This window comes from Nitrospirota bacterium (assembly GCA_004296885.1).
Classification (GTDB): Bacteria; Nitrospirota; Nitrospiria; order Nitrospirales; family Nitrospiraceae; genus SYGV01.
In genome coordinates, this window is sequence record SCVN01000016.1 from 258,210 (window position 1) to 282,616 (window position 24,407).

26 protein-coding genes, 3 tRNA genes and 1 pseudogene are annotated in these 24,407 nt (G+C 60.8%); 22 read left to right on the plus strand and 8 right to left on the minus strand.

Going from position 1 to position 24,407, the window contains the following annotated elements; genetic code table 11:
- Positions 1 to 74: 74 nt before the first annotated feature.
- The 7 genes from mdh to folE all read left to right on the plus strand — a co-directional run bounded on the left by mdh (position 75) and on the right by folE (position 5,280).
- Positions 75 to 1,016 carry a malate dehydrogenase gene (gene mdh, locus EPO61_10280; protein ID TAJ08476.1) on the plus strand — a complete coding sequence of 314 codons (942 nt, stop codon included), beginning with the start codon at positions 75 to 77 and terminating at the stop codon, positions 1,014 to 1,016.
- A gap of 176 nt (positions 1,017 to 1,192) precedes the next feature.
- Positions 1,193 to 1,699, plus strand: coding sequence for a hypothetical protein (locus EPO61_10285; protein TAJ08589.1), 507 nt, complete (start codon positions 1,193 to 1,195; stop codon positions 1,697 to 1,699).
- A gap of 273 nt (positions 1,700 to 1,972) precedes the next feature.
- Positions 1,973 to 3,277: an NADH-quinone oxidoreductase subunit NuoF gene (gene nuoF, locus EPO61_10290; GenBank protein TAJ08477.1), complete on the plus strand. Its 1,305-nt coding sequence runs from the start codon at positions 1,973 to 1,975 to the stop codon at positions 3,275 to 3,277.
- A 22-nt stretch (positions 3,278 to 3,299) separates the two neighbouring features.
- On the plus strand, positions 3,300 to 3,653 hold the full coding sequence (locus EPO61_10295; GenBank protein TAJ08478.1) for a (2Fe-2S)-binding protein: 354 nt from the start codon (positions 3,300 to 3,302) through the stop codon (positions 3,651 to 3,653).
- 86 nt (positions 3,654 to 3,739) lie between these two features.
- Positions 3,740 to 4,060 carry an iron-sulfur cluster insertion protein ErpA gene (gene erpA / locus EPO61_10300; protein ID TAJ08479.1) on the plus strand — a complete coding sequence of 107 codons (321 nt, stop codon included), beginning with the start codon at positions 3,740 to 3,742 and terminating at the stop codon, positions 4,058 to 4,060.
- Positions 4,061 to 4,194: 134 nt separating this feature from the next.
- Positions 4,195 to 4,644, plus strand: coding sequence for a hypothetical protein (locus EPO61_10305; GenBank protein ID TAJ08480.1), 450 nt, complete (start codon positions 4,195 to 4,197; stop codon positions 4,642 to 4,644).
- Positions 4,645 to 4,653: 9 nt separating this feature from the next.
- A complete protein-coding gene (folE, locus tag EPO61_10310) occupies positions 4,654 to 5,280 on the plus strand; it encodes a GTP cyclohydrolase I FolE (protein TAJ08481.1) in 627 nt (208 codons plus the stop codon).
- Between the two features lie 85 nt (positions 5,281 to 5,365).
- On the opposite strand, the gene EPO61_10315 is transcribed toward folE, so the two are convergent.
- Positions 5,366 to 6,286 carry an alpha/beta fold hydrolase gene (locus tag EPO61_10315; protein TAJ08482.1) on the minus strand — a complete coding sequence of 307 codons (921 nt, stop codon included), beginning with the start codon at positions 6,284 to 6,286 and terminating at the stop codon, positions 5,366 to 5,368.
- Here EPO61_10315 and EPO61_10320 point away from each other — a divergent pair.
- The 6 genes and pseudogenes from EPO61_10320 (at position 6,285) to EPO61_10345 (ending at position 11,261) form a co-directional block, all read left to right on the plus strand.
- A complete protein-coding gene (locus EPO61_10320; GenBank protein ID TAJ08483.1) occupies positions 6,285 to 7,577 on the plus strand; it encodes a replication-associated recombination protein A in 1,293 nt (430 codons plus the stop codon). The genes EPO61_10315 and EPO61_10320 overlap by 2 nt on opposite strands.
- A gap of 108 nt (positions 7,578 to 7,685) precedes the next feature.
- The gene (locus tag EPO61_10325; GenBank protein ID TAJ08484.1) at positions 7,686 to 8,330 is read left to right on the plus strand and encodes a DUF2441 domain-containing protein; all 645 of its coding nucleotides are present in this window, start codon (positions 7,686 to 7,688) and stop codon (positions 8,328 to 8,330) included.
- Positions 8,323 to 9,198 (plus strand): hypothetical protein, encoded by an 876-nt coding sequence (locus tag EPO61_10330; protein ID TAJ08485.1) that lies wholly within the window; start codon positions 8,323 to 8,325, stop codon positions 9,196 to 9,198. Before EPO61_10325 ends, EPO61_10330 begins: the two co-directional genes overlap by 8 nt.
- 62 nt (positions 9,199 to 9,260) lie before the next feature.
- The gene (locus EPO61_10335; GenBank protein TAJ08486.1) at positions 9,261 to 10,031 is read left to right on the plus strand and encodes a hypothetical protein; all 771 of its coding nucleotides are present in this window, start codon (positions 9,261 to 9,263) and stop codon (positions 10,029 to 10,031) included.
- 83 nt (positions 10,032 to 10,114) lie between these two features.
- A pseudogene (locus EPO61_10340) lies at positions 10,115 to 10,633 on the plus strand (hypothetical protein).
- A gap of 172 nt (positions 10,634 to 10,805) precedes the next feature.
- On the plus strand, positions 10,806 to 11,261 hold the full coding sequence (locus EPO61_10345; GenBank protein TAJ08487.1) for a nucleoside deaminase: 456 nt from the start codon (positions 10,806 to 10,808) through the stop codon (positions 11,259 to 11,261).
- Positions 11,262 to 11,308: 47 nt separating this feature from the next.
- On the opposite strand, the gene EPO61_10350 is transcribed toward EPO61_10345, so the two are convergent.
- Entirely contained in the window at positions 11,309 to 13,150 is a 1,842-nt protein-coding gene (locus EPO61_10350; protein TAJ08488.1) for an ABC transporter ATP-binding protein, read from the minus strand.
- Positions 13,151 to 13,510: 360 nt separating this feature from the next.
- Positions 13,511 to 13,586 (minus strand) — tRNA-Ala (locus EPO61_10355).
- Positions 13,587 to 13,853: 267 nt separating this feature from the next.
- On the opposite strand from EPO61_10355, the gene EPO61_10360 reads away from it, so the two are divergent.
- Entirely contained in the window at positions 13,854 to 15,182 is a 1,329-nt protein-coding gene (locus tag EPO61_10360; protein TAJ08489.1) for an adenylosuccinate synthase, read from the plus strand.
- Positions 15,183 to 15,188: 6 nt separating this feature from the next.
- On the opposite strand, the gene EPO61_10365 is transcribed toward EPO61_10360, so the two are convergent.
- The gene (locus tag EPO61_10365) at positions 15,189 to 15,581 is read right to left on the minus strand and encodes a globin (protein TAJ08490.1); all 393 of its coding nucleotides are present in this window, start codon (positions 15,579 to 15,581) and stop codon (positions 15,189 to 15,191) included.
- Between the two features lie 310 nt (positions 15,582 to 15,891).
- On the opposite strand from EPO61_10365, the gene EPO61_10370 reads away from it, so the two are divergent.
- Together EPO61_10370 and msrA are read left to right on the plus strand one after the other, a co-directional pair.
- A tRNA-Lys gene (locus tag EPO61_10370) sits at positions 15,892 to 15,967 on the plus strand.
- Positions 15,968 to 16,225: 258 nt separating this feature from the next.
- Positions 16,226 to 16,765, plus strand: a complete 540-nt coding sequence (msrA, locus tag EPO61_10375) for a peptide-methionine (S)-S-oxide reductase (protein TAJ08590.1) — start codon at positions 16,226 to 16,228, stop codon at positions 16,763 to 16,765.
- 9 nt (positions 16,766 to 16,774) lie between these two features.
- Here msrA and EPO61_10380 read toward each other — a convergent pair whose 3' ends face one another.
- Positions 16,775 to 17,212, minus strand: coding sequence for a hypothetical protein (locus tag EPO61_10380; GenBank protein TAJ08491.1), 438 nt, complete (start codon positions 17,210 to 17,212; stop codon positions 16,775 to 16,777).
- Positions 17,213 to 17,416: 204 nt separating this feature from the next.
- Between EPO61_10380 and EPO61_10385 the strand changes: the two genes are divergently transcribed.
- The 5 genes from EPO61_10385 to EPO61_10405 all read left to right on the plus strand — a co-directional run bounded on the left by EPO61_10385 (position 17,417) and on the right by EPO61_10405 (position 19,861).
- Positions 17,417 to 17,494: transfer RNA gene (locus tag EPO61_10385), tRNA-Glu, on the plus strand.
- Between the two features lie 171 nt (positions 17,495 to 17,665).
- The gene (locus EPO61_10390) at positions 17,666 to 18,493 is read left to right on the plus strand and encodes a hypothetical protein (protein ID TAJ08492.1); all 828 of its coding nucleotides are present in this window, start codon (positions 17,666 to 17,668) and stop codon (positions 18,491 to 18,493) included.
- 27 nt (positions 18,494 to 18,520) lie between these two features.
- The gene (locus tag EPO61_10395) at positions 18,521 to 19,057 is read left to right on the plus strand and encodes a thioredoxin family protein (protein ID TAJ08493.1); all 537 of its coding nucleotides are present in this window, start codon (positions 18,521 to 18,523) and stop codon (positions 19,055 to 19,057) included.
- A gap of 94 nt (positions 19,058 to 19,151) precedes the next feature.
- A complete protein-coding gene (locus tag EPO61_10400; protein ID TAJ08494.1) occupies positions 19,152 to 19,340 on the plus strand; it encodes a hypothetical protein in 189 nt (62 codons plus the stop codon).
- A 17-nt stretch (positions 19,341 to 19,357) separates the two neighbouring features.
- Positions 19,358 to 19,861 carry a hypothetical protein gene (locus tag EPO61_10405; protein TAJ08495.1) on the plus strand — a complete coding sequence of 168 codons (504 nt, stop codon included), beginning with the start codon at positions 19,358 to 19,360 and terminating at the stop codon, positions 19,859 to 19,861.
- A gap of 13 nt (positions 19,862 to 19,874) precedes the next feature.
- Here the strand turns inward: EPO61_10405 and EPO61_10410 are convergent, their stop codons facing one another.
- The 3 genes from EPO61_10410 to bioF all read right to left on the minus strand — a co-directional run bounded on the left by EPO61_10410 (position 19,875) and on the right by bioF (position 23,408).
- Positions 19,875 to 21,041: a PilT/PilU family type 4a pilus ATPase gene (locus EPO61_10410; protein TAJ08496.1), complete on the minus strand. Its 1,167-nt coding sequence runs from the start codon at positions 21,039 to 21,041 to the stop codon at positions 19,875 to 19,877.
- 65 nt (positions 21,042 to 21,106) lie between these two features.
- Entirely contained in the window at positions 21,107 to 22,171 is a 1,065-nt protein-coding gene (locus EPO61_10415; GenBank protein TAJ08497.1) for a type IV pilus twitching motility protein PilT, read from the minus strand.
- A 76-nt stretch (positions 22,172 to 22,247) separates the two neighbouring features.
- Positions 22,248 to 23,408 carry an 8-amino-7-oxononanoate synthase gene (gene bioF / locus EPO61_10420; protein ID TAJ08498.1) on the minus strand — a complete coding sequence of 387 codons (1,161 nt, stop codon included), beginning with the start codon at positions 23,406 to 23,408 and terminating at the stop codon, positions 22,248 to 22,250.
- Between the two features lie 177 nt (positions 23,409 to 23,585).
- Here bioF and EPO61_10425 point away from each other — a divergent pair, with 177 nt between their 5' ends.
- Positions 23,586 to 24,362 carry a tetratricopeptide repeat protein gene (locus tag EPO61_10425; protein TAJ08499.1) on the plus strand — a complete coding sequence of 259 codons (777 nt, stop codon included), beginning with the start codon at positions 23,586 to 23,588 and terminating at the stop codon, positions 24,360 to 24,362.
- Positions 24,363 to 24,407 lie beyond the last annotated feature (45 nt).

The window sequence follows — 24,407 nt, forward strand, 5'->3', positions numbered from 1 at the left end:
TGAAGGCAAAATGAGCGGGTTCGGTTCCTCCGTTCATCATGCAGCGTTCATTCTTCAGCATTAGGAGTGAGAGCATGGGGCGACCCAAAGTGACGGTGGTGGGGGCGGGCAACGTCGGGGGCACGACCGCCCAGCGACTGGTTGAAAAAAACTGCTACGACGTGGTCCTGGTGGATATTGTCGAGGGAGTGCCGCAAGGCAAGGCGCTGGACCTTTCGCAGGCGGGGCCGGTCTGTGGCTACGATGCGAAGGTGGTCGGCGCCAACGATTACGCGGAGACCGAGGGGTCGTCGGTGGCCGTCATCACCTCCGGCGTGCCGCGCAAGCCGGGCATGAGCCGGGACGATCTGCTGGCCACCAACGCGAAGATCGTGCAGACCGTGGTGCGCGAACTCGTGAGCCGGTCGCCCGAGGTGATCCTGATCATGGTGACCAATCCCCTCGACGCCATGGTCCATGTGGCGCAGCGGGTCAGCAAGCTTCCCAAGCAGCGGGTGCTGGGCATGGCGGGGGTGCTGGATTCGGCGCGGTTCCGGTCGTTCATCGCCGCGGAACTCGACGTGTCCGTTCACGATGTGCAGGCCATGGTGCTGGGCGGACATGGGGACTCGATGGTGCCGGTCATGCGCTATACGACGGTGGCGGGCCGCCCGCTGAGCGAATGGCTGCCCAAGGACCGGCTGGAGGCGCTGATCAAGCGCACGCGCGACGGAGGCGCCGAGATCGTCAACCTGCTCAAATCCGGCAGCGCCTTCTATGCCCCGTCGGCCGCGTCGGTGGAGATGGTCGAGGCGATCCTGAAAGACCAGAAACGCGTCCTGCCCTGCGCCGTGCGCTGTGAAGGCGAGTACGGGTTGAACGGCGTGGTGGTTGGCGTGCCGGTCAAGCTGGGCCGGGGCGGCGCGGAGGCGATCGTCGAGTACGATCTGGCGCAGGACGAGCGGGCGGCGCTGGCCCGGTCGGCCGAGGCCGTCACCGAGCTGTGCGGCGCGGTGGAGCGCTTGCTCGTCCTCTGACCCTCCGTGCTACGTAGTCTCCTGCGAGACGCCTTGACATTCCGCCCCCTGCTGCTGTAGAGACTGGGCCAGCAATCAACCTGAGGGGGTGCGCAATGAAGTTTCTCGAAAATCCCTTCCAGACCATGGGAGCCGGATTCGGATTGGCCGTGCTGTTGGTGATCGTGTTTTCGGCGATGACCGGCACGGGTGCGGATACAGATTGGTTCGGGCTGGCGGTGCGCTGGGTGCATTTCCTGGCCGGCATCACCTGGATCGGGCTGCTCTACTTCTTCAACCTGATCAACGCGGCGTTCCTGAAGAGCCTCGACGGGCCCACCAAGAACATCGTGATCCCCAAGCTCATGCCGGCCGCGTTGAACTGGTTCCGCCACGGCGCGACCGTCACGGTGCTGGCCGGGCTGATCCTCTACTTCTACCTCTACTCGAAGGGCGGGACGGGCGCGATCGCCTTGGGCATCGGGGGCCTGCTCGGCATCATCATGATGGGCAACGTCCACGGGATCATCTGGCCCAACCAGAAAAAGATCATCGCGGCGGTGGAAAAGACGGCCAAGGACGGGACGCCGACTCCGCCCGAAATGGCCGCCTGGGGCCGCACCGCGCTGCTCGCCTCGCGGGTCAACTTCCTGCTCTCGATCCCCATGCTCTTCTTCATGGGGGCCGGCAGCCACTTGAAATAGGGTTTGCGGGCGGGGGCGTGTCTACTATCGCGCCCCCGCCGGCTGCTTGCTTCCTGGTTTTCCTAATCCTCTCGGGCTCTCTGCCCCTGTCCACGGATACAGGCCCAAAGCCCCTGGCCCTGTCGTTTCCCTAGGTCCTCTGTCCTAAATGCTTGAGAATCAGGCCTATTCTTCTGCTTTTCTGCTGCTTTCGGCTTGACGTCGTGGGTGGCGGGCCTTATAGTACAACCTTCCGACCATTGAGGTCGGATTCATGGCATGAAGCGAGGGTAGATGGTGACGGCTTCCGAACCGAGACTGTTGGAAAAGCTGGAAGGTTCTCCCACCGATATTGAAGCCTACATCAAGGTCGGGGGCTATGAGGCCTGGCGGAAGTGTGTCACGTCCATGCAACCGGACGACATCGTCGGAGAACTCAAGAAGTCCGGGCTGCGCGGTCGGGGCGGCGCGGGCTTTCCCACGGGGATCAAGTGGGACAAGGTGCTGAATCATCGGGTGAAGGAGCGCTATTTCGTCTGCAATGCGGGCGAGCACGAGCCGGGCACCTTCAAGGATCGGTACCTGCTCAAGCATTACCCGCATCAGTTGCTGGAAGGCTGCCTGATCGCGGCCTATACGGTCCGGGCCAAGGCGGCGTTCATCTATGCCAATCACGAGTACGAGGAAGAGCGGAAGAATCTGAAGCAGGCGATCGAGCAGGCCAGGGCCAAGGGGCTGCTGGGCAAGAACGTCCTGGGCAGCGGGCGGGATTTGGAGATCGAAATCTTCGAAGGGCACGGCTCCTACGTGGCCGGCGAAGAGACGGCCATGCTGGAATCCATGCAAGGCCGCCCGGCTATGCCGCGGCAGAAGCCGCCCTTCTATCCGACGGATTTCGGGCTCTACGGCAAGCCCACGCTGGTCAACAACGTGGAGACGCTCTGCAACATTCCGCGGATTCTCAGGAAGGGCGCGGACTGGTTCACGCAAGTCGGGACCGAGAAGTGTCCCGGCACCATGCTTTTTTCGCTCAGCGGGGCCGTGAACAAGCCGGGGGTCTACGAAATGCCGCTGGGCACCCCGTTGCGCAAGCTGATCGAAGAATTCGGCGGCGGTGTCCCGGGCGGGCGGAAGGTCAAGGCCGTGTTTCCCGGCGGGCCGGCCTTCTCGATGGTGACCGCCGATCAACTCGACTTGCCGATGGACTTCGATGCGCTCAAGAAAGCCGGGACGGGGCTGGGGTCGGCGGGCGTGATCGTGGTGGACGACGCCACCTGCATGGTCGCGCAGACTCTCAAGTTCTCCAACTTTTTCAAGAACGAGAGCTGCGGGCAATGTCCCCCCTGCCGGATGGGCACGCTCAACCTGGCGGCGCTCATGACCAAGATCGAGGAGGGCGAGGGCACGCAGAAGGACATGGATACCCTCTTGCAGCTCTGCGGTTTCGTCAAGGGGACCGGATACTGTACACTGGTGACAGGAGCCGCCGTGCTCGTCCAGAGCGCGGTGCGTCTGTTCCGGCCGGAGTTCGAGGCGCATATTGCGCAGAAGCGCTGCCCGTTCCAGCCCGCGCGGACGGCGGTGGGCGCTGCTTCGTAAGGGCGCCGTCGGGTGTGACGCGATGCCGCACGTGACCTTTCTCCATCCGGACGGGAAGAGCGGCGAGGTGCCGGCCAACCTCACGCTGCTGGAAGCGGCGGAGGCCCTCGGGTTCCCGCTGAACCATGACTGCGGCGGCAACGCCTCCTGCACGACCTGCCGCGTGGAAGTGCAGGCGGGGGGCGAGCACCTCTCGGAGATCGACTTCGAGGAGCAGGACTTGCTGGACCGCGAGGCGCTCAGCGAACCCCGGCACAGGCTGGGCTGCCAGGCGCGGGTGACGGGAAACGTGATCGTGCGGGTGCCGGAGAAGAAGTGGGAAGCGCCCTCGGCCGCCGGGCCGGCGGAGGCCAAGCAGGTCGGCCGGGCGTCCTGAGTCAGGGGCAGGGGAAGTCGGAAGTAGGGCGGACAAACGGATTGCAACCGGGTCGCGAAGACCCTGAGACCGATAAGGAGGAGAGCATGGTTACCATTACACCGACGGCGGAAGCCAAGATTCGCGAGTTGATGACCGAGGAGAAGGACGTGGTCGGCCTGCGCATTTACGTGAAGGGTGGCGGCTGCCACGGCTACCAATATGGGATGGCCTTCGAGTCCAAGATGGCCGACGACGACACGGTGATCGAGAAGGGCGACGTGAAGGTCATCATGGATTCGCAGAGCGCGCCGCTGCTCCAGGGGACGGAAGTGGATTACGTGGACAGCGTGCAGGGCTCGGGGTTTGCGATCAAGAATCCGCAGGCCAAGACCACCTGCGGCTGCGGCAGCTCGTTCAGCGCGTAAGAAGCTGTTAGCCATCGGCATTCAGCTGAAGCAAAGTCAGAGAAGGGGCTGGAGTTGCGCTTCTGTATGTGCGATCCAGCCCTTTCTCTTATTTTGTGGCTGAACGCTGACGGCTGAAAGCGGAGAGCTTCTTGATGGACCAGACCAGCGTCACCCACCGATACCAGTTTGCGGCCCAGCACCGGCTGCACTCGGAACGCTTTTCCGAAGAGGAAAACCGGCGGGTCTTCGGCAAGTGCAACAATCCGAACGGCCACGGCCACAACTACACCCTCTTTGTCACGGTCCGCGGCCCGGTGGACCCGCAGACCGGCCGGGCGGCCGATCTCGACGCGTTGGACCGGCTGGTGCAGGAGACCGTGGTGGCCCGGTTCGATCATCGGGACTTGAACCGGGACCCGGCTTTCGCGGAACGGACGACGACGGGTGAGAATTTGGTTCTGTTCGTGTGGGACTTGCTGGCGGCGAAGCTGCCGACCGGGCAACTGGGAAAAGTCGGGTTGATCGAGACCCGGGACAACTATTTCGAATATTCCGGCGAGGCGGCGGTGAATGCAGTGGCCAGTGGATCGCCGGTCTGGTAAAGGGAGCGCATGGCACGGACGCGAGCGGGAAAACAAGCGCAGACGGGGAAGGGCCGGGAGCACGAAACCGAACTGCGGGAGGTGGTAAAGCGGCTCTTGACGCTGTTGGGGGAGGACCCCTCACGGCACGGGCTGGAGAAGACGCCGGAGCGGGTGGAAAAGGCGCTTCGGTTCATGACCCAGGGCTACAAGCAGAACCTCGATCATCTCCTCAACGAAGCCCTCTTCCCGCTCGAATACGACGAGATGGTGATCGTCAAGGACATCGACTTTTTCTCGATGTGCGAACACCACATGCTGCCATTTTTCGGCCGCTGCCACGTCGGCTACCTGCCGAGGAAGAAAGTCGTCGGCCTCAGCAAGATTCCCCGGATCGTGGACATGTTCAGCCGGCGGCTCCAGGTGCAGGAGCGGCTCACCGTCCAGATCGCGGAGGCGATTCAAGACAAACTGAAGCCGGCCGGAGTGGGCGTGGTGGTGGAAGCCCGCCATCTCTGCATGATGATGCGGGGGGTGGAAAAACAGAATACGATCGCCGTGACCAGTTCCATGCTCGGCGCGTTCCGCACCCAGCAACAGACCCGCGTGGAATTTCTCAAGCTCATCCGCCGCGGCGGCGCCGGCGACCCGGACTGATTGTAGAAAGGTTGAGGTCGAGGCTAAGGTTGAGCGTTCTCTGAGGAAGAAGTTTGGACCGCTTGCGCCATTCTCAACCTTAACCTCAGCCTAGCGCTTCGAGAAATGATCGAAGCGCATTGTTGAAGGCCTCCGGCTGCTCCAGGTTGCTGATATGGCCGGCTGAGGGGATGATCGAGAACTTGGCGCCTGTGATCCGTTCCGCGATCCGCCGATTCTCCTCCGGCGTCGTGAGCCGGTCCCCGTCGCCGACGAGGACCAGCGTGGGGCAGGAAATCCGGGCCAGGTCCGGACTCGAGTCAGGCCGTTCCGCAATGGCCATCAGGTCGCCGATGGCGCCGCTCATTTGCGTGCTCAAGCTGATCGCCTCGACCTGGCGGACAAGATCGGGCTTGGTCTGGTAGGCGGCAACCGAAAGCAGCTTGGGGCCCATCTCGGCCACCACGGCTTTCGTCCCTTCCTTATAGATCTTCTGAGCCAGGGCAAACCGCCAGGCCGCCAGTTCCTGCGTGTCCGCTTCCGCCCTCGTGTCGCAGAAGACCAGGCCCTTGATCCGCTCCCGATACTTCCGGTGGAAGGAAAACAGCAGGTATCCGCCCATCGAGAGCCCGACCAGGACCGCCTGCCGAATGTCGAGATGATCCAGCAGCCCTTTCACGTCATCCGCAAAGAGATCCATGCTGTAGCGCCAGAAGGGGGCGTCCGATTCCCCATGGCCCCGCAAGTCCACGGTGATGATGCGATAACGGTCCGAGAGGCAAGCCAGTTGCGGGTCCCACATGGTCCGGTTGAAGGGAAAGGCGTGCAGAAAGACGACCGGCAGGCCTGAGCCCTGGTCGCTGTAGGCGAGCGTGATGCCGTTGATCTGAGCTTTCATCTTCTCTCTCCCGCTTTTTGCCGGCTGACTTGCCGGCGATTGTAGCACGACAAGGTTATTTGCGGCCTCAGCGACTCTCCGGCTACAATGGACCGTCCGACACAGCTCCGAATAGGACGTGCCTCGCATGACGCAACTGCCTGACGATCAGTCGGCTCTTTTCCCACAGGACGATGACGAGGTGGACGCCTCGGCCCCCCTGGCCGAACGGATGAGGCCGAGGGACTTTGCCGAGTTCGTCGGGCAGGAAGAGATCATCGCCCAGGACCGGCCCCTCCGCCGGGCCATCGAGTCCGATTCCCTCACCTCGGTCATCCTCTGGGGGCCGCCCGGCTCAGGCAAGACGACCCTGGCCCGATTGATCGCACGGCGCACCAAGGCAGCCTTCGTGTTCTTCTCCGCGGTCACCGGCGGCATTCCCGAACTGCGGCGTCTCATCAAAGAGGCAGAAGAACGAAGGACGCGGCGCAAGCAGCGGACGATCCTGTTCGTGGACGAAATTCACCGGTTCAACAAGGCCCAGCAGGATGCCTTTCTGCCCCACGTGGAGAAGGGAACGGTGATTCTGTTGGGGGCCACGACGGAGAACCCTTCCTTCGAAGTGATCTCTCCGTTATTGTCACGCTCCATGGTCGTGGTGCTGCAATCCCTCTCCGACGAGGCCATGGGGCAGATACTGGATCGGGCCCTAGCCGACCCAGAGCGGGGCCTGGGCCAATTCAAGGCGGCCCTGTCCCAGGAAGCGCGCCGGCGCTTGGTCGGATTCGGCAACGGGGATGCGCGGGCCGCCCTGACCGCGCTCGAATTCGTGGTGACCCAGACGAAGCCAGGACCGGATGGCCGTGTGCTGGTGGATGAAGCGGTTCTGGATGTGGCGCTGCTCAAGAAAGCGCTCCGGTACGATCGGGCCGGGGAAGAACATTACAACCTGATCTCGGCCTACATCAAAAGCATGAGGGACTCAGACCCGGACGGGGCGCTCTACTGGCTGGCGCGGATGTTGGAAGGAGGGGAGGACCCAAAGTTCATCGCGAGGCGGATGGTGATCTTTGCGTCGGAAGACGTCGGCAACGCCGATCCCCAGGCCCTACTGATCGCTACGGCCGTCTTTCACGCAGTGGAGTTCGTCGGCCTGCCCGAAGCGCAGATCAATCTGGCGCAAGGGACGACGTACCTCGCCACCAGGCCGAAGGACAATGCCTCCTATGCAGGCTTGCTGGAAGCGGTGCAGGATGCGAGGGAGTGGGGGAATTTGCCCGTGCCGCTGCACCTGCGCAACGCGGTCACGTCGCTGATGAAGGATTTGGGCTACGGGAAGGGCTACCGATACGTCCACGAGGACCCGGCAGCCAAGAAGGAGCAGGGCCACCTGCCGGAACAACTGAAGGGGAAGCACTACTACAAGCCGAAGAAACAGTAGCGTGCGACAACTTGATAATGGCCGGATTTCCTCCTAGACTCACCTTTCGGTAGGCTGCGTAGGTCCCTGGCTATGCTGGATAGCTTGCAGCACAGTTAATGGTTATGCATCAGAGGACATCGCGTGACGCAAGCGGATACTACGGTTGACTATTACCACATTAACCGCCGTGCGGCATGGGCGCCGTATCAGTTTCTACAAGCGGGTTCCATCTTAGACGTCGGTGGAACCACCAATCCCTATTTTGCATTCTTCGAGAACCACAAGAAAACCTATCCGGTGACCCAACGGGATGGTTCAACCATCAACGTTTCGGGCGTTAGGTTTCTCGGCGCAGTGGCAAATGACGAAGTGAATTCCACAGCCCTACCGGGAATCGCGCATGATCTCGCCAAGCATCTCGTTGCGTTTCTCAGAGAGCTTATATGGGAGGACGTGAGGCGCAAGGAGTTTCCTCATCTGCCGTCACGCCAGCGATGCATCTGGTTAATACCTTCACTTGCGGGCGTACGGTATTGGCTGAAGAGGATGGAAGTGGCGGCAGATTTCCAAGTGTTACGTCTTCATGTACAAGGCCGAATCCACACTGCCAGCGAAACTCATCTCCTCGGCGATAGTGAGTCGTTGAATACCGCAATCCAAATGGCGCGCCAATATTGGTTGGGTATCGTCGAGAGCATCGAGACGCAGGAAACCATCTTCGAAGGGCGCGTGCACGTTTTAGAAGTAGTCAAAGAAGCGGAGTATGCATAACCAGCTGCTTGCCCCGACGCGGTTCCCGCGCGGGCTGGCGGGGCGTTTAGTCGGCATGATGCCAAGTCCAGAGGGAGATCAAGAGCGGCTCTTCTTCCAGCCTGTGAAAGAGGACAGGGGCTGGTACTTTGTCGAATATCGCCCACCGATTTCTGGCTACCAGTTTGCAACTCTCCAGCTTGTGATCCTCGAAAAGGCGAAAAGGCTGGAGGAGATTGCCGCTTCAATGGAAGCAGAGTTGGTGATTTGGTTGGAGCGCTATCCCATTCCGATCATGGCCTCGGCCTTTGATGACAGCGGAGACCTCGTAAGACTGGAGAAGAACCAAGGATGCAATCACGTAATCGGATACATCGATGAGCAGAAACACAAGGTCGTTCATGAATGGCGCTTACTTACGAACGAAGAACTGCCCAGGGATGCGCTTGACACGTCTTACCTGCGCAAAATCTACTCCCAGATTCCCTTTAAAACCAAGCAGCAACTTCGGGAAGAGGCCCAACAGAAAGCAAAGCACCTGCGGCTTGGATGGTGGATCGTATTCGTTTGGGCCGTGGTTGTTCCCGCGGGCGTCGCGATTCTGGAGTGGTGGAGTGACTGGCTAGGCGTGGTGGTATTGCTATACAGCCTTTACAAGGCCATAGAAAAGGCACTGCGACTTACGGGCAAATGGCCAAAGTCGAAGGCAGAAATAGAAAAAGAAGCGGAAGAAGCCAGAATGCGCCACCATCACTACCATTGTGAGTGCAATCCCGCGGGCTTCGAACGCTTAAAAGTGGAGAATTTCGAACGCTGGGCGCGCGAAGACATCCGCCAAGAAGCTCTATCGCTAAAGCGATCGTCGAAGCATGATGCAAATGACGACTAACCCCTTAATGCAACCGATTGGCCGCAAGTGGTTGGCGGTTGTCAAGAACGTTAGAGCGTACTATGGCCTACACAGTAAGTGATGAGTTCGGCGCAAATGCCTGTAAGCACTGCGCCCCTATGTTCATCATCAGGCAGCACATCGAAATGACGCCTACGGCGGACGATCCGAGCGCCACCCTTACTTTCATCAAAGTCCATGGCCGCACATACGGCATTACCTGCAAGCATGTTGTTGCTGCCTTGCGCGATCGAATAGAGAAGTCAGGCAGCGAGTTCTCGCACACGTTTTTCATTGCCTTAAAACGGCACCATGTGGTTCAAGATCGTTTTGTGATTCCGCCCGGAGACTGGGTCACGCCTGAACCAGACATCGCCATCCGGGAACTCAGTCCGGAATTCCCGGCGTATGTCGGGAAGTTGGCAATCGACATTGAGGCAGCCCCTATTCGCCCCCTTTCAGAAGTTGCGTTTGCAATCGCAGTTGGCTTCCCAGACCGACTAAAAACACAAAGTCCCACACCGCTCGGTTATCAGTTGGCCATGCCCTGCGTTCACGCTGCCGCAGACAACCATTCAGGCTTCGGTCCGTCCTTTACACTCTATAGCGAACTGCAAGAAACGCCGGCTATTCGAAATCTGAGCGGCATGAGCGGAGGTCCCATTTATTGGAGCAACGACACCAGCTACGGATTGCTTGGAATCACCTATGAATCATCACCGCTGGACGGATCGCTTGCGGGTACAGCCGCGGTGCATATCAAGGGCCACCTCGCTGATCGTGCCACTATTGAGCGTTGGGTGTCTCACGTGCCGCACCTATATGCGCTCTAACAACAGGTTCCAGCCGACGGGCTTGCCGGAGCAAAGCGGAGGCGAGACCGTGGCTAAGCCTGAGCGTTAGGCACAACAAACATATGCCGCACAAAGAGCGCATCCTGACCAAAGGAAACATTGATGACCTCCTCCGGGAGTATGTCGCTTCCGTTGAAGAGGTCGGTGCATCTGTTCAGGGTATCAAAGGGCGGGCTCTGCTCGAATCTTTGAAGCGCGAGAAGGTTAACGTCGGCCCATATCCAGATGTAACGTTGTTTGAGGCCGCGAACCGAATAATGACGGATCTAGTCATTTATAACGGCGTCAAATGGCTTCTGGATAATGATGTCTTTCCGTTTAAGTCATACCACGTCGAGTTCGGAAATGAAGATTCGAATGGTTTCGACCTTAGGGCGAAAAGTGATAGCGCCAGTCTCATAGGAGAGGCATTTAACGTTGCGCGGTCATTCTTCCAAGGTAAGAAATCGTCAATGTTAAAGAAACTTCGAAAAAATGGAGAGAAGGCCGATTACCGAATAATCATGGTAAACCATGATGCCGTGGCAGATGGGTATTCGCCAAACGTAGAACCTGGCGTGTACTACGTTTTCGTCAATGTAGGCACAGCGTCAGCGGCAGTTGTGCCTAACAACGGGTTCCAGGGGACGTCGTCGCTGACGCGCCGCTGCCCCTAACCCGAGCGTTCGGCGGGTTTCGGTCATGCCGCCAAGAGCTTAGCGTTACCCCAAGGGCCAACGCTGCTTACAGGTGGGTCGCTTGATGGTGAGTGTAATGACAAACAGATCTGACTTTGAACAGATGCTTGAGATTGCTCTTGAGGAGGCGCGGAGCGGCCTCTCGGAAGGCGGCATTCCCATCGGGGCCGCCCTGTTTCGACGCGACGGGACGCTGCTCGGGCGTGGGCACAATCGGCGAGTCCAGGAGAACGATCCCTCCGTGCACGCCGAGACGGACGCCTTTCGCAAGGCCGGGCGTCAGCGGAGCTACAAAGACACTATCATGGTGACGACTCTGGCTCCCTGCTGGTATTGCAGCGGCCTCGTCGTTCAGTTCGGCATTGGCGCAGTGGTCGTCGGAGAATCCCGCACCTTTGCCGGTGGGATAGACTGGCTGCGGGAACGGGGTATCGAAGTGTTTGACCTCAACTCGGACGCCTGCCGGCTGATGCTGGCGGAATTCATCACGGCGCATCCTGAGCTGTGGCACGAAGATATTGGGCAGCCTTGAGCGGTTCCGCTCTTTATGACAAGCCGAAACAGTCTTCTGCGTGACCGTTAGACCGACGCCAGCTTCTTCTTCACGTCTTCCAATTCGTCAGACAGGCTCGACCATTTGGCGGTGAGCCGTTCCAGGTCCTTTTTCCACCGGTCCTGTTCCTGGTGCAGGTCGTTCCAGCGGGCGATTTCCTTGTACAGCGCCGGGTCGGCCAGCTCCTGTTCCCGGCTCTTGAGGCGGACTTCCAGTTCAGCCACTTCCGCCTCGGCCCTGGCCACTTGCTTCTCCAGCCTGGCCTGACTCTTGGTCAGCTCACGACGTTCGCCCGACTTGCTCTTCTCCGCGACGGGAGGCGGCGCGGGGAGGGCCTTGTTACTCGCCTTGGCCTGTTTCTGCGTCGGCGAGAGGTCGGCCGTGGATTCCTTGATGGACTCCAGCTCCTGGGCCCGTTTCCACAAGTAGTACTCGTAGTCTCCATAGTAGTCCCGCGCCTTGCCCTCTTCGATCTCCACCACGCGGGTGGCGATGCGCGAGAGGAAGGTGGGGTCGTGCGAGATGAAGACGATCGTACCGGGAAAGTCGGTCATGGCGTCGGTCAGCACGTCCACCGAGGCCGGGTCGAGGTGGTTGGTCGGTTCGTCCAGCAGCAGCGTGTTGGCCGGCTCCACCAGCATCCGCGCGAGGGCCACGCGATTCCGCTCCCCGCCGCTCAGGGACTTGATCGGCTTTTTCTGGTCCTGCCCGGAAAACAGAAAGGCGCCGGCCAGGCCGCGCAGGAAGTTCGTCTCCGCCTGGGTGGAGACTTCGCTCAAGGATTCCAGGATCGTGTGTTCCGGGTTCAGGGTCTCGGCCTGATGCTGCGCGAAGTAATGGACGGTGGCGCCGTGGCCCACGGTCCTGGTGCCCTTGTCGGGCGGCAGGACTCCAGCCAGCATCTTGAGGAGCGTGCTTTTCCCCGCCCCGTTTTCCCCCACCAGCGCCACCCGCTGGCCTCGCTCCACCGAAAAATCCAGTGCGCCGTAGACGACGGTGGCGCCATAGCTCTTGGCCACCCCGCGCAAGTCGAAGACGTGCCGCCCGCTGGCGGGGGGCAGGGGGAACTTGAACCGGACCCGCTTGGCGTCCCGGCCCAGCTCGATGCGCTTGACCTTTTCCAGTTGCTTGATGCGGGACTGGACCTGGCTGGCCTTGTTGGCCTGGTAGCGGAACCGGTCCACGAACTTCTGGACCCGGGCGATTTCCTTGGACTGCCGGTTGGCCGCCGCCTCCAACTGCTCGTCGCGCGCGGCCCGCTGCTCCAGAAAACGTGTGTAATTACCCCGGTATTCCTGAATGACGTGGTCGCGCAAGTCCCAGATGTGCGTGGCGATGCGATCCAGAAAGGCCGTGTCGTGGCTGATGACAAGCAGGGTCATGCCGGAGTTCAGCAGGAACTGCTCGAACCAGCGCTGCGTCGGCTTGTCCAGGTGGTTGGTCGGCTCGTCGAGCATCAGCACGTCCGGGTTGGCCAGCAGCAGGTGGGCGAGGGCGACTCGCATGCGATAGCCGCCGGAGAGGGCTTCGACCGGCCGGCTGAAATCCGCTTCGCCGAAGCCTAATCCGGACAGGATGCGCTTGGCTTCATGCTCGGGGTACTGGCCCCGATGGGCCGCGTCCAGCACGGTCTTGCCGGTCAAGGTTTCCAGCTCTTGCGCCAGGTAGCCCACGCGCAGGTGCGGGCGTTTGCGGATCCGGCCCTTGTCCGGCGAATCCTCCCCGAGGATCATCCGCATGAGCGTGGTCTTGCCGGCCCCGTTGGGACCGACCAAGCCGACTCGCGAGCCCTGGCGCAGGTGCGCGGAGGCGTCGGTCAGAAGCACCCGGGTGGAAAATTGTTTACTGACGCCTTCGATTTGCAGCATGGCAATACTAATCCGTTGGGTGTGTGATCAGCGCGTGAAACAGGACAGAAGGGGACGTCAGTCAGAGGAGGAGGACAAAAAATTGATTGGAGGCAGTATAGCGAGTCACGAATGATCCTTGCACAAAAGACGCTGAAGGTTTTTCTCCGCGCGCATCAATCTCGATACAACGATACTAAGCGCGCGGTTCACACGAAGATATCTACAACTGCCACAACACTTGAGGTGTTTCTCCGCCGCCTCAATTACTAAAAACCCTGAATAGGCGACGGCACGCGCAAGCGAAGAATTGTAGCCACCGATGGAAAAATAACTATCCGCCGCGATGTGATCGAACGCGGCGGCTCAGCAAGCTTGGTTTGGTGGAGCTGGCCGGGATTGAACCGGCGACCTCGTGAATGCCATTCACGCGCGCTCCCAACTGCGCTACAGCCCCACCCTCAGCTGGTTATGATGGCGATGATCAACTCCGCAGCAAAACAGGCGCATGCTACCATGCAGTCCGCAGCCAAGGCAAGGGGCAGAGAGGGTTGAATCGTGCGGTGTGTCGGGCGTGAAACGTGAGCTCGCCTGACGCCTCACCCCTTGCCGTACGCGGGCGGGTTGGCTTGACAAAGGAGGGGGGGCATCTTACTATTGGCTGCCAACGGCTCTGACTTCTTCCAGGTCAGGGCTCTTTTTTTGGAATTAGGATAGCAAGGCAATGGCCAATTTAGTCGTGATCGGCACCCAGTGGGGGGACGAAGGTAAGGGCAAGATTGTGGATATCTTGGCCCGCGACGCCGACGTCGTCGTCCGTTTCCAGGGCGGCTCCAATGCGGGGCACACGGTCGTCAACGACCGGGGCACCTTCGTGTTCCATTTGATTCCGTCCGGTATCCTGTACCGGAGCAAGATCAACATGATCGGGAACGGGGTGGTGGTGGACCCTGGGTCCCTGATCGAGGAAATGGACCAGCTGCAAGCCAAGGGAGTGCAGATCGGGCGGAATTTCTTCATCAGCCACCGGGCGCACCTGATCCTGCCGTACCACAAGGCCATCGAGAAGGCGGCGGAGCAGTCGAAGGGCTCGCGGAGGATCGGGACGACCGGGCGCGGCATCGGTCCTTCCTATGCGGACAAGATGGCCCGGATCGGGATTCGTGCCGGCGATTTGCTCAATCCTTCGCTCTTCCGGCGCAAGCTGGAGGAAAATCTGGCGGAGATCAACCTGTTCCTGGATCGGCTCTACCGGGCCGAAGGCTTTCAGGTGGAAAAAGTGTTCCAGCAGTATATGGGCTATGCCGACCGTCTGAAGGACTACATCGCCGATACTTCCATTATGCTGAATAAAGCGATCGACCGGGGCCGCAAGGTCCTGTTCGAAGGGGCGCAGGGGACCCACCTGGACGTGGATTTCGGGACCTATCCCTACGTCACCTCGTCAAGCGCGGCGGCCGGCGGAGCCTGCACGGGAACCGGCGTGGGGCCGACGAAGATCGACGTCGTCATGGGTGTCACCAAGGCCTACACCACCCGCGTAGGCAGCGGTCCGTTCCCGACCGAGCTCAACGATGCGGTCGGAGGCGGGTTGCAGGAGCGGGGCAAGGAATTCGGGGCGACGACGGGGCGGGCTCGACGCTGCGGCTGGTTCGACGGGGTCCTCGTGCGCTATGCGACCAAGATCAACGGGCTTTCGTCTCTGGCCGTGACCAAGCTCGACGTGCTGGACGGGTGCAAGGAACTCATGCTTTGCACCGGCTATCGGCACAACGGCATCCTCCACAAGGAGATGCCGGCCGATATTCAGGTGCTCTCCGACTGTGAGCCGGTCTATCAAAAGTTGCCGGGCTGGACGATGCCGACCACGGGGATTACGACCTACAAGAAGTTACCCGCCGAAGCTAAGCGGTACTTGGACCGGGTCGAAGAGCTGGCCGAGTGCCGGATTGACATGGTTTCCACCGGTTCCAAGCGAAGCCATACGATCATCCTCCGCAATCCGCTGAAACCGGCGGCCCGAAAAGCCAAGGCCGCCGGCCGTCGCGGATAACCAGACCTAGTACTGGCTGGCGATGAGGGTGGTCCCTTTCTTGATCACCTCCCGCCATTCTTCTTCCAGTTTTTTGTCGCATTGGGGGTCGCATTCCTTGACCGCTTTGATCAGGCTTTCGACCCAGTGGGGATAGAGCGCCGGGTCAATCTTCATGCCCTTCCGGCTATGGCTCTGGCCGATACGGCCCAGGCCCTGCGTGCCGACCTGGTTGCCTTCTCCGTGCATCAGCACCATCGTCAGTCCTGTCCGAAGCAATTGTTTCTGTCTCGCAAAGTCGGTGTTGCGGAACATCGGCGCGATGGTCGGGTGGCTTGCCAGGAAGATTTCGTAAAACCGATCCAGAAACTTCGAGTGGACGCAGCACCGGCTGAAGCTGTCTTTTACTACGGATGCCATGGACTCTCCTCCTCATGATAATAGGTGAAGAAATGCCGGCCCCTTGTATGGGGCTGCCTGTTCTGTATCGGTCGGGGAAGGAGATTCTTAATACGTGGCATTATGCCCTCTGGCTGTCCAATTGCCTGGACAGATGGCGGGCGGACGGCAAGGAGACAGGAAAACACGTAGGAGCTCTACATGAAGAGATTGCATGACAATAACGTCGCTGGGCCTGGCAGCCTTGATAAACTATGGCGAGGCAGGGTGGGGGACGAGGCGCTTGACGGCTCACCAGCCGCGTGATAGGAAAAGAGCCCCATGATGCAGTGAGCCGGTAGCTCAGTCGGTAGAGCATCGCCCTTTTAAGGCGAGGGCCCTGGGTTCGAGTCCCAGCCGGCTCACCATACCAAGCTTCGCTTGAACCGCCCGCTTCGATCACATGTGTGCGGAAAGGCACCTTACCTCCAGTAGGTTCAGATACTTCGCTTGCGCATACCGCAAGCGAAGTATCGTTTTATCGAATTGATGTGCGCGGGGCCCGCCCGCAAGTGTTTCTTGTTTGAGGCGGTCAGGCGAAGCTCCAGCTGTGCGGGGCTGCAAGATCCAGCCGGCTCGTGGGACTCTTGGGGGCGGCCGAGCAGGAGGGCGGGAGATTGAATGCCATGTCCGGAAAAGAGATCGCCACACTGGCCGGCGGCTGTTTCTGGTGCCTCGAAGCCGTCTATGACGAGTTGAAGGGGGTCAAGTCCGTCGAGTCAGGCTACCTCGGCGGGCACGGGGCCAATCCCTCCTACGAAGCGGTCTGCACGGGGAGGACCGGCCATGCGGAGGCGGTGCAGATCACGTTCGATCCCAAGGTCGTAACCTATCAGGAGTTGCTCGAAGTGTTCTTTGCCATCCACGATCCGACGACGCTTGATCGGCAGGGTAACGATGAAGGCACGCAATACCGGTCGGAGATTTTCTATCACTCGCCTGAACAAAAACGGATCGCCGAGGAAGTGATTGCGACGCTCACCAAGGCGAAGCTCTTCGACAAGCCCATTGTCACCGAAGTCTCGCCGGCCGCACCCTTTTATGAGGCCGAGGGCTATCATCAGGAATATGCCGCCCGCAATCCGGCCCAGCCCTACTGCGCCTACGTCGTCAATCCCAAGCTCGCCAAGTTCCGCAAGCAGTTCTCGGCCAAGCTCAAGCCGTAAGTACGCCCGCTAGGGGGCAAACAATCGGGCCAGCCGAGCCTTGATCTCTTGCCAAGGGCTTTCTTTCTGCACGACTTGCTGAGGCCGTATGAAGACGGTCGCCTGCGACGGGCAGAAGGGTATCTCGGCTGGCTCGGTCCGTTCGACGCGTGCGAGCAGCGATCCGTCAGGCCGTTGCGGTGGCTGCACGATGGTCAATTGATCCCGTGGTTCGAGGACGCAATAGTCCTGATAGCCGGCCCCTTCGTACCGGCCTGGGTCGGCCAGATAGGCCCGCTGGCGACCATCGGAAAAAATCGTGACGCTCTCCTTGAGCGGCTCATCCGGCGCGATGGAGTAAAACAAGACCATCGGAATGAGCAACACCAGGGCGACGATCACGCCGATGGCGCCCAGAGGTGTCCGCCCTTGAGAGGGGCCGGTTGTGTCCGCGTTGGAGTCCATCATGTCAGAGGGGATAGCGGTAAGCCTTACTCAAGCCGGAAAGGCCATGTGGGAGTCAACCGAATTCCTCCGGCGAGAATAGCCACGGCTACGCAGGTGGTTCTTGCAAGAGGCGTTGATTAGGACGTGAAAATCTGTTACAAGAAATGGGCTTCAAGGGGACTCTGTCCCGGTGGGAAGCCTGTTCTTGATCATCTCGTGCGCAACGTCCCCATCGTCTAGCCTGGCCTAGGACGCTGGCCTTTCAAGCCAGCAACACGGGTTCAAATCCCGTTGGGGACGCCAAATATCTCTTCAGGGCTGCGCCGGTTCATTCTTCGAGTGTATGTATCTCTGCAGTCGTGTCTCATGTGTAGTCTGCTCGGCGGATGGTCTGCTGCGGGCGGACGTATTATGTTGTGTGCGCCACACCGGAATCCTGACAGGAAAGTCCGAGGTTGGCAGGAGGAGCAGGGAATGGGCCTGACGCGAACCTTGGGTCTGGTCGGCGGAGTCATGTTGGCCGGACTCATGACCTTGGGGGCCGGCGAGGCTTCACCCGGGTTGCTCGGGAAAGACGGGGCGCCGATGGTGGTGATTTCCGAAGGCGAATTTCTCATGGGCAGCAATGATGGGGCCTCGAATGAGCGTCCCGAGCATAGGGTCTGGTTGAAGAGCTATGCGATCGATCAATACGAGGTGACGATCAGCCTCTATGCGAAGTTTCTCGAATCCGCGAAGCACGGGCCCCCTCCAACGTGGGATGATGAAGCGGTGACGGCCGCCGGTAATAGGCCGGCGGTCGGCCTGACCTGGTCCGATGCGGAGGCCTACTGCAAGTGGGCGGGCAAGCGGTTGCCGACCGAAGCCGAGTGGGAGAAGGCAGCCAGGGGAACGGACGGTCGCCGGTATCCCTGGGGCCACATGCAGCCCTTCGTGGACATCGCGAATTACAATCGCGGGGTCTGGGTCAGCGATGCGATCACGTTGGTTCCGGTGACCAGCGGCCTTGAGGGGATGAGTGTGCGTCACGGCACCAAGGAAGGGGGGAAGAGCCCTTATGGCCTCTTCCACATGGCCGGGAACGCAGCGGAATGGGTGGCCGACTGGTATGACCGCGAGTACTATCAGAAAAGCCCGGCCCGGAATCCGACGGGCCCGGCTGCCGGTGAGAAACGGGTGATTCGCGGCGGATCCTGGGCGGACGTGCCGATGGGGATCCGGACGACCATGCGGATTTCCGCCGAACCGGAGTTTCAGGATCGCACGATCGGAGTACGCTGTGCGATGGATCTTCCCACGTAGGTCTGTCTCGGTCTCGGCGGTCTGACCATGCCGTTGCGTCAACTCGGTGATCCGGCCCCGGAGTTCTCCTTGCCGGGTGTGGATGGGACGACCTCTAGCCTGGATGGGTTTGCCGGGAAGCCCGTGTTGGTGGTGATCTTCTCCTGCAACCATTGTCCCTATGTTCAGGCCTATGAGGATCGTTTGATAGGGATTCAGCGCGACTATGGCAACCGGGGCGTCCAGTTGGTGGCCATCAACTCCAACGACGACGTGCACTATCCGGAGGACGACCTGGATTCCATGATGGCCCGCGCGAAGGCTAAGGGCTTCAATTTTCCCTACCTGTGCGATAGATCCCAGCGGGTGGCACGGGCCTATGGGGCGCCCCATACGCCTCAGATTTTCGTGTTCGACCGGGACCGCCGGCTCCGCTACACGGGCAAGATCGATGATAACTGGCAACGGCCCGAGGCGGTGACGCGACACTACCTCCGGGATGCCCTGGAGGCGCTGCTTGTGCAACGAGAGCCGGCTGAACCGATCACGCACGCGATTGGCTGTACGATTAAGTGGGCCACGTGATATGCTGGTGCATGCCTCATGGGTAGGCATGGGCCGATGCGAAGATCGTGCGGGAAGATGAACTTTGTGCACGATGGAACAGTGAGGAGGAGCCGTGCCAACCAATCCTAAAGTCACAGCCGCAAAACGCCAGCGCGAGCGCGACAAGGCTGAAAAGCGGAAAGAAAAAGAGCTCCGACGGGTTGAACGCAAGAAGTCCAAGGACGTCGTGGAACGGAGCCCGGACGATCCTGATCCGGACCTGGCCGGCATGAGGCCAGGCCCCCAGGCGCCTCTCTACTAGTCTTGCCAGGGGCCTCCTTGCCTGATCGCGAACGCGAACGACTTGCCCGGAGGTTTTTTGGGGTCGGCCTCGGCTTGCTGGCGTTGACCCTGATTGTGTATTGGATGGGCCCGAGCGGCCCTGCCAAGCAAGTGGCCGTTCCTATCCCGCACATCTCCCCGACCATGGTGCCGCTTGTGACGGGGGAAGAGCCGATCCCTCAACTCTTTGCGAGGGCGGGCTGTCCGGTCTGCCATACGATCCCGGGCATTCCCGGGGCGGAAGGGCGGGTGGGGCCGAAGCTGGTTCTCGGAACAACCGGGCCGACCAGACTGGCCGACCCACGCTACCGGGGCCAGGCCAAGTCGGTCCACGAATACGTGATCGAATCCATTCTCAAGCCCGGCGTCTATGTGGTGCCGGGCTATCCGGACCGGACGATGCCGCCCTGGTATGGCCAGAAGCTCAGCGCTGCGGCGCTGGACAAGATCGCGATCTATCTCGAGTCTCTCGGCGGCGAATCCCCCCCTGCACGTCCGTAACTCCTTCGCAGCCTTACGGCTTCCTCAGGGGGACGCCGACTCCCTGGATCTGGAACCCCTTTGGTTTTTCCGCTTCAGGCTTGTCGCTCGCGGCGGCAGGGGCATCGTCCACTTTCAATCCGGCCAGCTTGATGCGCAGCCGCAGGTTGTTGGCACTGTCGGCGTTGGCCAGCGCCTGGTCGAGGGAAATTTTGCCGTCCTTGTACAAGTTGAACAGGACGTAATCGAACGTCTGGCAGCCTTCCTGGACGCCTTGCTCCATCGCTTCCTTGATGTTGTCGGTTTCACCCTTCTTGATCAGTTCCTTGACCCTCGGCGTGTCCATGAGGATCTCCAGGGCCGCCACGCGTTTCCCGTCCACGCCGCGGATCAGCCGCTGGGAGATGATGGCGCGCAGGTTCATCGAGAGCTGCAAATAGATCTGTTCATGCTGCTCGTGGGGGAAGAAGTTCATGATGCGCTCGAGCGCCTGGTTGGCGCTGTTGGCGTGGAGTGTGCCCATGCACAGGTGGCCGGTCTCGGCAAATTCGATGCCGGCTTTCATTGTCTCGGTGTCGCGGATCTCCCCGATCAGAATGACGTCCGGCGCCTGGCGCAGGGTGTTCTTCAACGCGGCCTGGAAGGAGAGGGTGTCGAAGCCTACTTCGCGTTGGGTGATGACCGATTTTTTGTGCCGGTGCACGAACTCGACCGGGTCCTCCACCGTGATGATGTGGCCGGGCGAGGTCGAGTTCCGATGGTCGATCATGGCGGCCAGACTGGTGGATTTTCCGGAGCCGGTGGCCCCGACAAAGAGGACCAGCCCGCGCTTGGTCAGCGCGATGTCCTTGGTGATGGGCGGGAGGCCCAGCTTGTCGATCGGGACGATCTCGACCTTGATCTGCCGGATGACGAAGCCCGTGTTGCCGCGCTGGCGAAAAATATTGACGCGAAAGCGTCCCAGGTCTGGGAAATACAGGGCCAGATTCATCTCCATTTTCTCGGCGAACTCGACCCGCTGCTTCTCCTTCATCACGTCGTTGGCCAGGGTCTCCAATTCTTCGTTGGTGAACGGCTTGTCGCCAATCGGCTGGGTGATGCCCTGGATGCGGTACATGGGAGGAAGGTCCACCGTCAGGTAGACGTCGGCTGCGTCCTTCTCCACCATCACCTTGAGAATGTCGTGAATGCTGAGGGCCATGGTCGTCTCCTCTGCGACGTGGTCCGAAGGCCCAGGGTCGGCTTGTGCCCGGGCCTGACGATGAACTAGGCCGCGCCGGCGGCCGAACCGGCCGGCCCGAAGAGGTTCGGGTTCATGCTGCGAGCCTGGGCCTCGGCTTTGGTCACCAGGCCCTTGTTGACCAGGTCCATGAGCGCGTTGTCCATGGTCTGCATCCCGTCTTTCTTGCTGGCTTGCATGATGCCGGGAATCTGGTGGAGCTTGGCCTCGCGGATGAGGTTCCGGACGGCGGTGGTGCCGGTCATGATTTCCAGCGCGGCGACGCGCCCGCCGCCTTTCTTCTTGAGCAGGGTCTGGGTGACGACGCCTTCGATGGACTCCGCAAACTGGGCGCGGATCTGGGCCTGCTGGTTCGGCGGGAAGACGTCGATGATGCGGTCCACGGTCTTCGGCGCGCTGGAGGTGTGCAAGGTGCCGAAGACCAGGTGCCCTGTCTCCGCGGCCGACAGAGCGAGCTGGATGGTTTCCAGGTCCCGCATTTCGCCCACCAGAATGATGTCCGGGTCTTCGCGCAGGGCGGACTTGAGGGCGTTGGCAAACGAATGCGTGTGGGGGCCCAACTCGCGCTGGTTTACCAGGCATTTTTTGGACTTGTGGACGAACTCGATCGGGTCCTCGATGGTCAGGATGTGGCCTTCAAAGGTGTCGTTGAGAAAGTCGATCATGGCGGCCAGCGTGGTGGACTTGCCCGAGCCGGTCGGGCCGGTGACGAGCACGAGCCCTTTTTCCTTTTCGCACAGCTGCCGGAGGATGGGCGGCATGCCCAACTGCTCCAGCGCCAGGATTTTGGTCGGGATGGTCCGGAAGACCGCGCCTTCACCCCGCCGCTGTACGAATACGTTGACCCGGAAGCGGGCCACTTCGCCCATTTCAAAGGAGAAGTCGCACTCATGCTTCTCCTGGAACACCTTGCGCTGTGAGTCGTTCATCATGTCAAAGACGAGGTCGTGGACTTCCTCCTTGGAGAGGGCCGGTGAGTCCAGTTTCTTCAACTCCCCGTGGATGCGCAGCATGGGAGGTTCGCCTGCGCTCAGGTGGAAGTCCGAGGCGCCCTGCTCCACGCCAAACGTCAGCAACTGGGTAATGTCCATCGGGATGCCTCCTCGCGTTGATCGAGCCCGGTTCTTGAGTATACCCAAATCCGCTCGGATGGGCCAGATGAAGGGGCTAAATCAGTCGCAATTCCTGCCCGGCCTGGCGAAATGCCGCGAGCGCATGGTCCAGGTGTTCGGGCCGGTGTTCCGAGGACAGCGTCGTTCTGATCCGGCTTGTGCCTTCGGGCACGGTGGGAGGGCGGATCGCGGGGGCAAAGACGCCTAATTGCAGGAGGCGTTCGGCCAATTGGAGGGCTTGGTCGGCCTGCCCGATCAGCACCGGCACGATCGGGCTGGCCGTGTCGGCAATTCGGTAGCCCAGGCCGACCAGCCCTTCGACCCACCGTTGCCGGTTTGCCCAGAGACGCGTACGACGTTCCGGTTCGTTGCGGATGACGTCCAGCGCCGCAAGCGCGGCGGCGGCGGCGGCCGGCGGCGGGGCGGTGGTATAGATGAAGGACCGGGCATGATTGACGAGGTATTGGATCAGGGTGGTGGGGCCGGCCACATAGGCGCCGCTGCCGCCGAGTGCCTTGCTGAGCGTCCCCATATGGAACGGGAGGCGGGCCTCCACGCCGAAATGTTCCAGCGTGCCGCGGCCGGTCTTGCCCATGACGCCGGTCCCGTGCGCGTCGTCCACCAGCAGTCGGGCGTCGTAGCGCTCCGCCAAGGCGATCAAATCGGGAAGCGGGGCGAGATCCCCGTCCATGCTGAAGACTCCGTCGGTGACGATCAGCGTGGTTCGGCGGACCTTGCATTTAGCGAGGAGCTGCTCGAGATGGGCGAGGTCCCGGTGTCGAAAGACGCGGAAGCTCGCCCCGCTGAGGCGGCATCCGTCGATGAGGCTGGCATGGCAGAGACGATCGGCCAGGATAAGGTCGCCGGTTTCAGCCAGGGCGGGGATCAGTCCGATGTTGGCCAGGTAGCCGGAACCGAAGAGCAACGAAGCCTCTGTGCCCTTGAAGCGGGCCAGCGCGGTTTCCAAGTCTGCATGAGGGGGCAACGTCCCGGAAATCAGGCGTGAGGCTCCCGACCCGACGCCGAATCGACCGACGGCGTCGAGGGCCGCTTGTTTGAGGGTCGGATGGGTGGCCAATCCCAGGTAGTCGTTGGCAGCCATGAGGATGAGGGGGCGGCCTGCAAAGGTGACCACTGGCCCTGGCGCCGATTCCGCCAGTCTGAGTCGGCGGAGCAAGTGCCGGGCGTCGAGTTGGGCGAGGTTCTCTTCAAACATGGGCTGTGGCTCGCAGGACAGGTGGCGGCGGTACGCTATACCGTGCTGACGGGCGCTGTCAACGAACCCACTGCCTCAAAGGAAGGGACGAGAATTGACAAGCGTTTCTCGAACCTTGTATAACGGCGCACGGTTTACACAGATCGATCAACCCTCACATGGCCTTCGTCTAGACACATGTCGTATCGCATCAAGCTGGACCAGAAGAGCGGTCCCCCCGGCGAAGCACAACTCCTGAGCGGAATGGATCGATTTCTGTTCATGGTTCAGGAGCATCGTGCGAAGGTGCTGGCTGGGCTGGTGGCCCTGCTGGCGGTGGCGGTGGCCATCGGCGGCGCGGTCTGGTACAGCCACCGCCAGGCGGATGAAGCGTTCGAAATCAACCGGCAGGCCATGCAGCTCTATATCGATCGACCTGCGGACAAGCAGGCGCAGGCGGATGAGAATCTCAAGAAAGCCATCAGTCTGTTCCAGCAGGTGGTCGAGCAGCACCCCCGATCCCCGGTGACGCCCATGGCCTTGTATCATTTGGGCAATGCGCTCGTACAAGCCAATAACTTAGCCGGTGCGATTGAGGCTTATAAACAATACATCGCCGACCATGGCTCGAACAAAGTCCTGCTGGGCCTCGTCTATCAGCGGTTGGGTTTTGTCCATTTGTTGAACGGGGACCGGGAGCAGGCGGTCAAAGCTTTTTCAGCCATCTTGGACGTGCCGGGGGCGCTCAACAAGGATCAGGCGATTTTTGAGTTGGGCAAGTTGGAGGAAAGCCAGTCCCGTCCCGAAGGAGCCTTGGCCCGGTATCAAGACTTGGCCAAGAGCTATCCCACATCTCCGTTCGCCAGCGAAGCGGCCGTGCGGATCAAAGCCCTGGAAGTGAAGAAGGCTCCCGACGCCGGCGCCCAAGGAAGCGTGCCTCTGCCAGTGCCTCCCCAAACGGAACCAGCGAAGTAGCCTCGTCTCCGAAGAAATAGATTCAGGTATGGAGCCGGCGCTCCG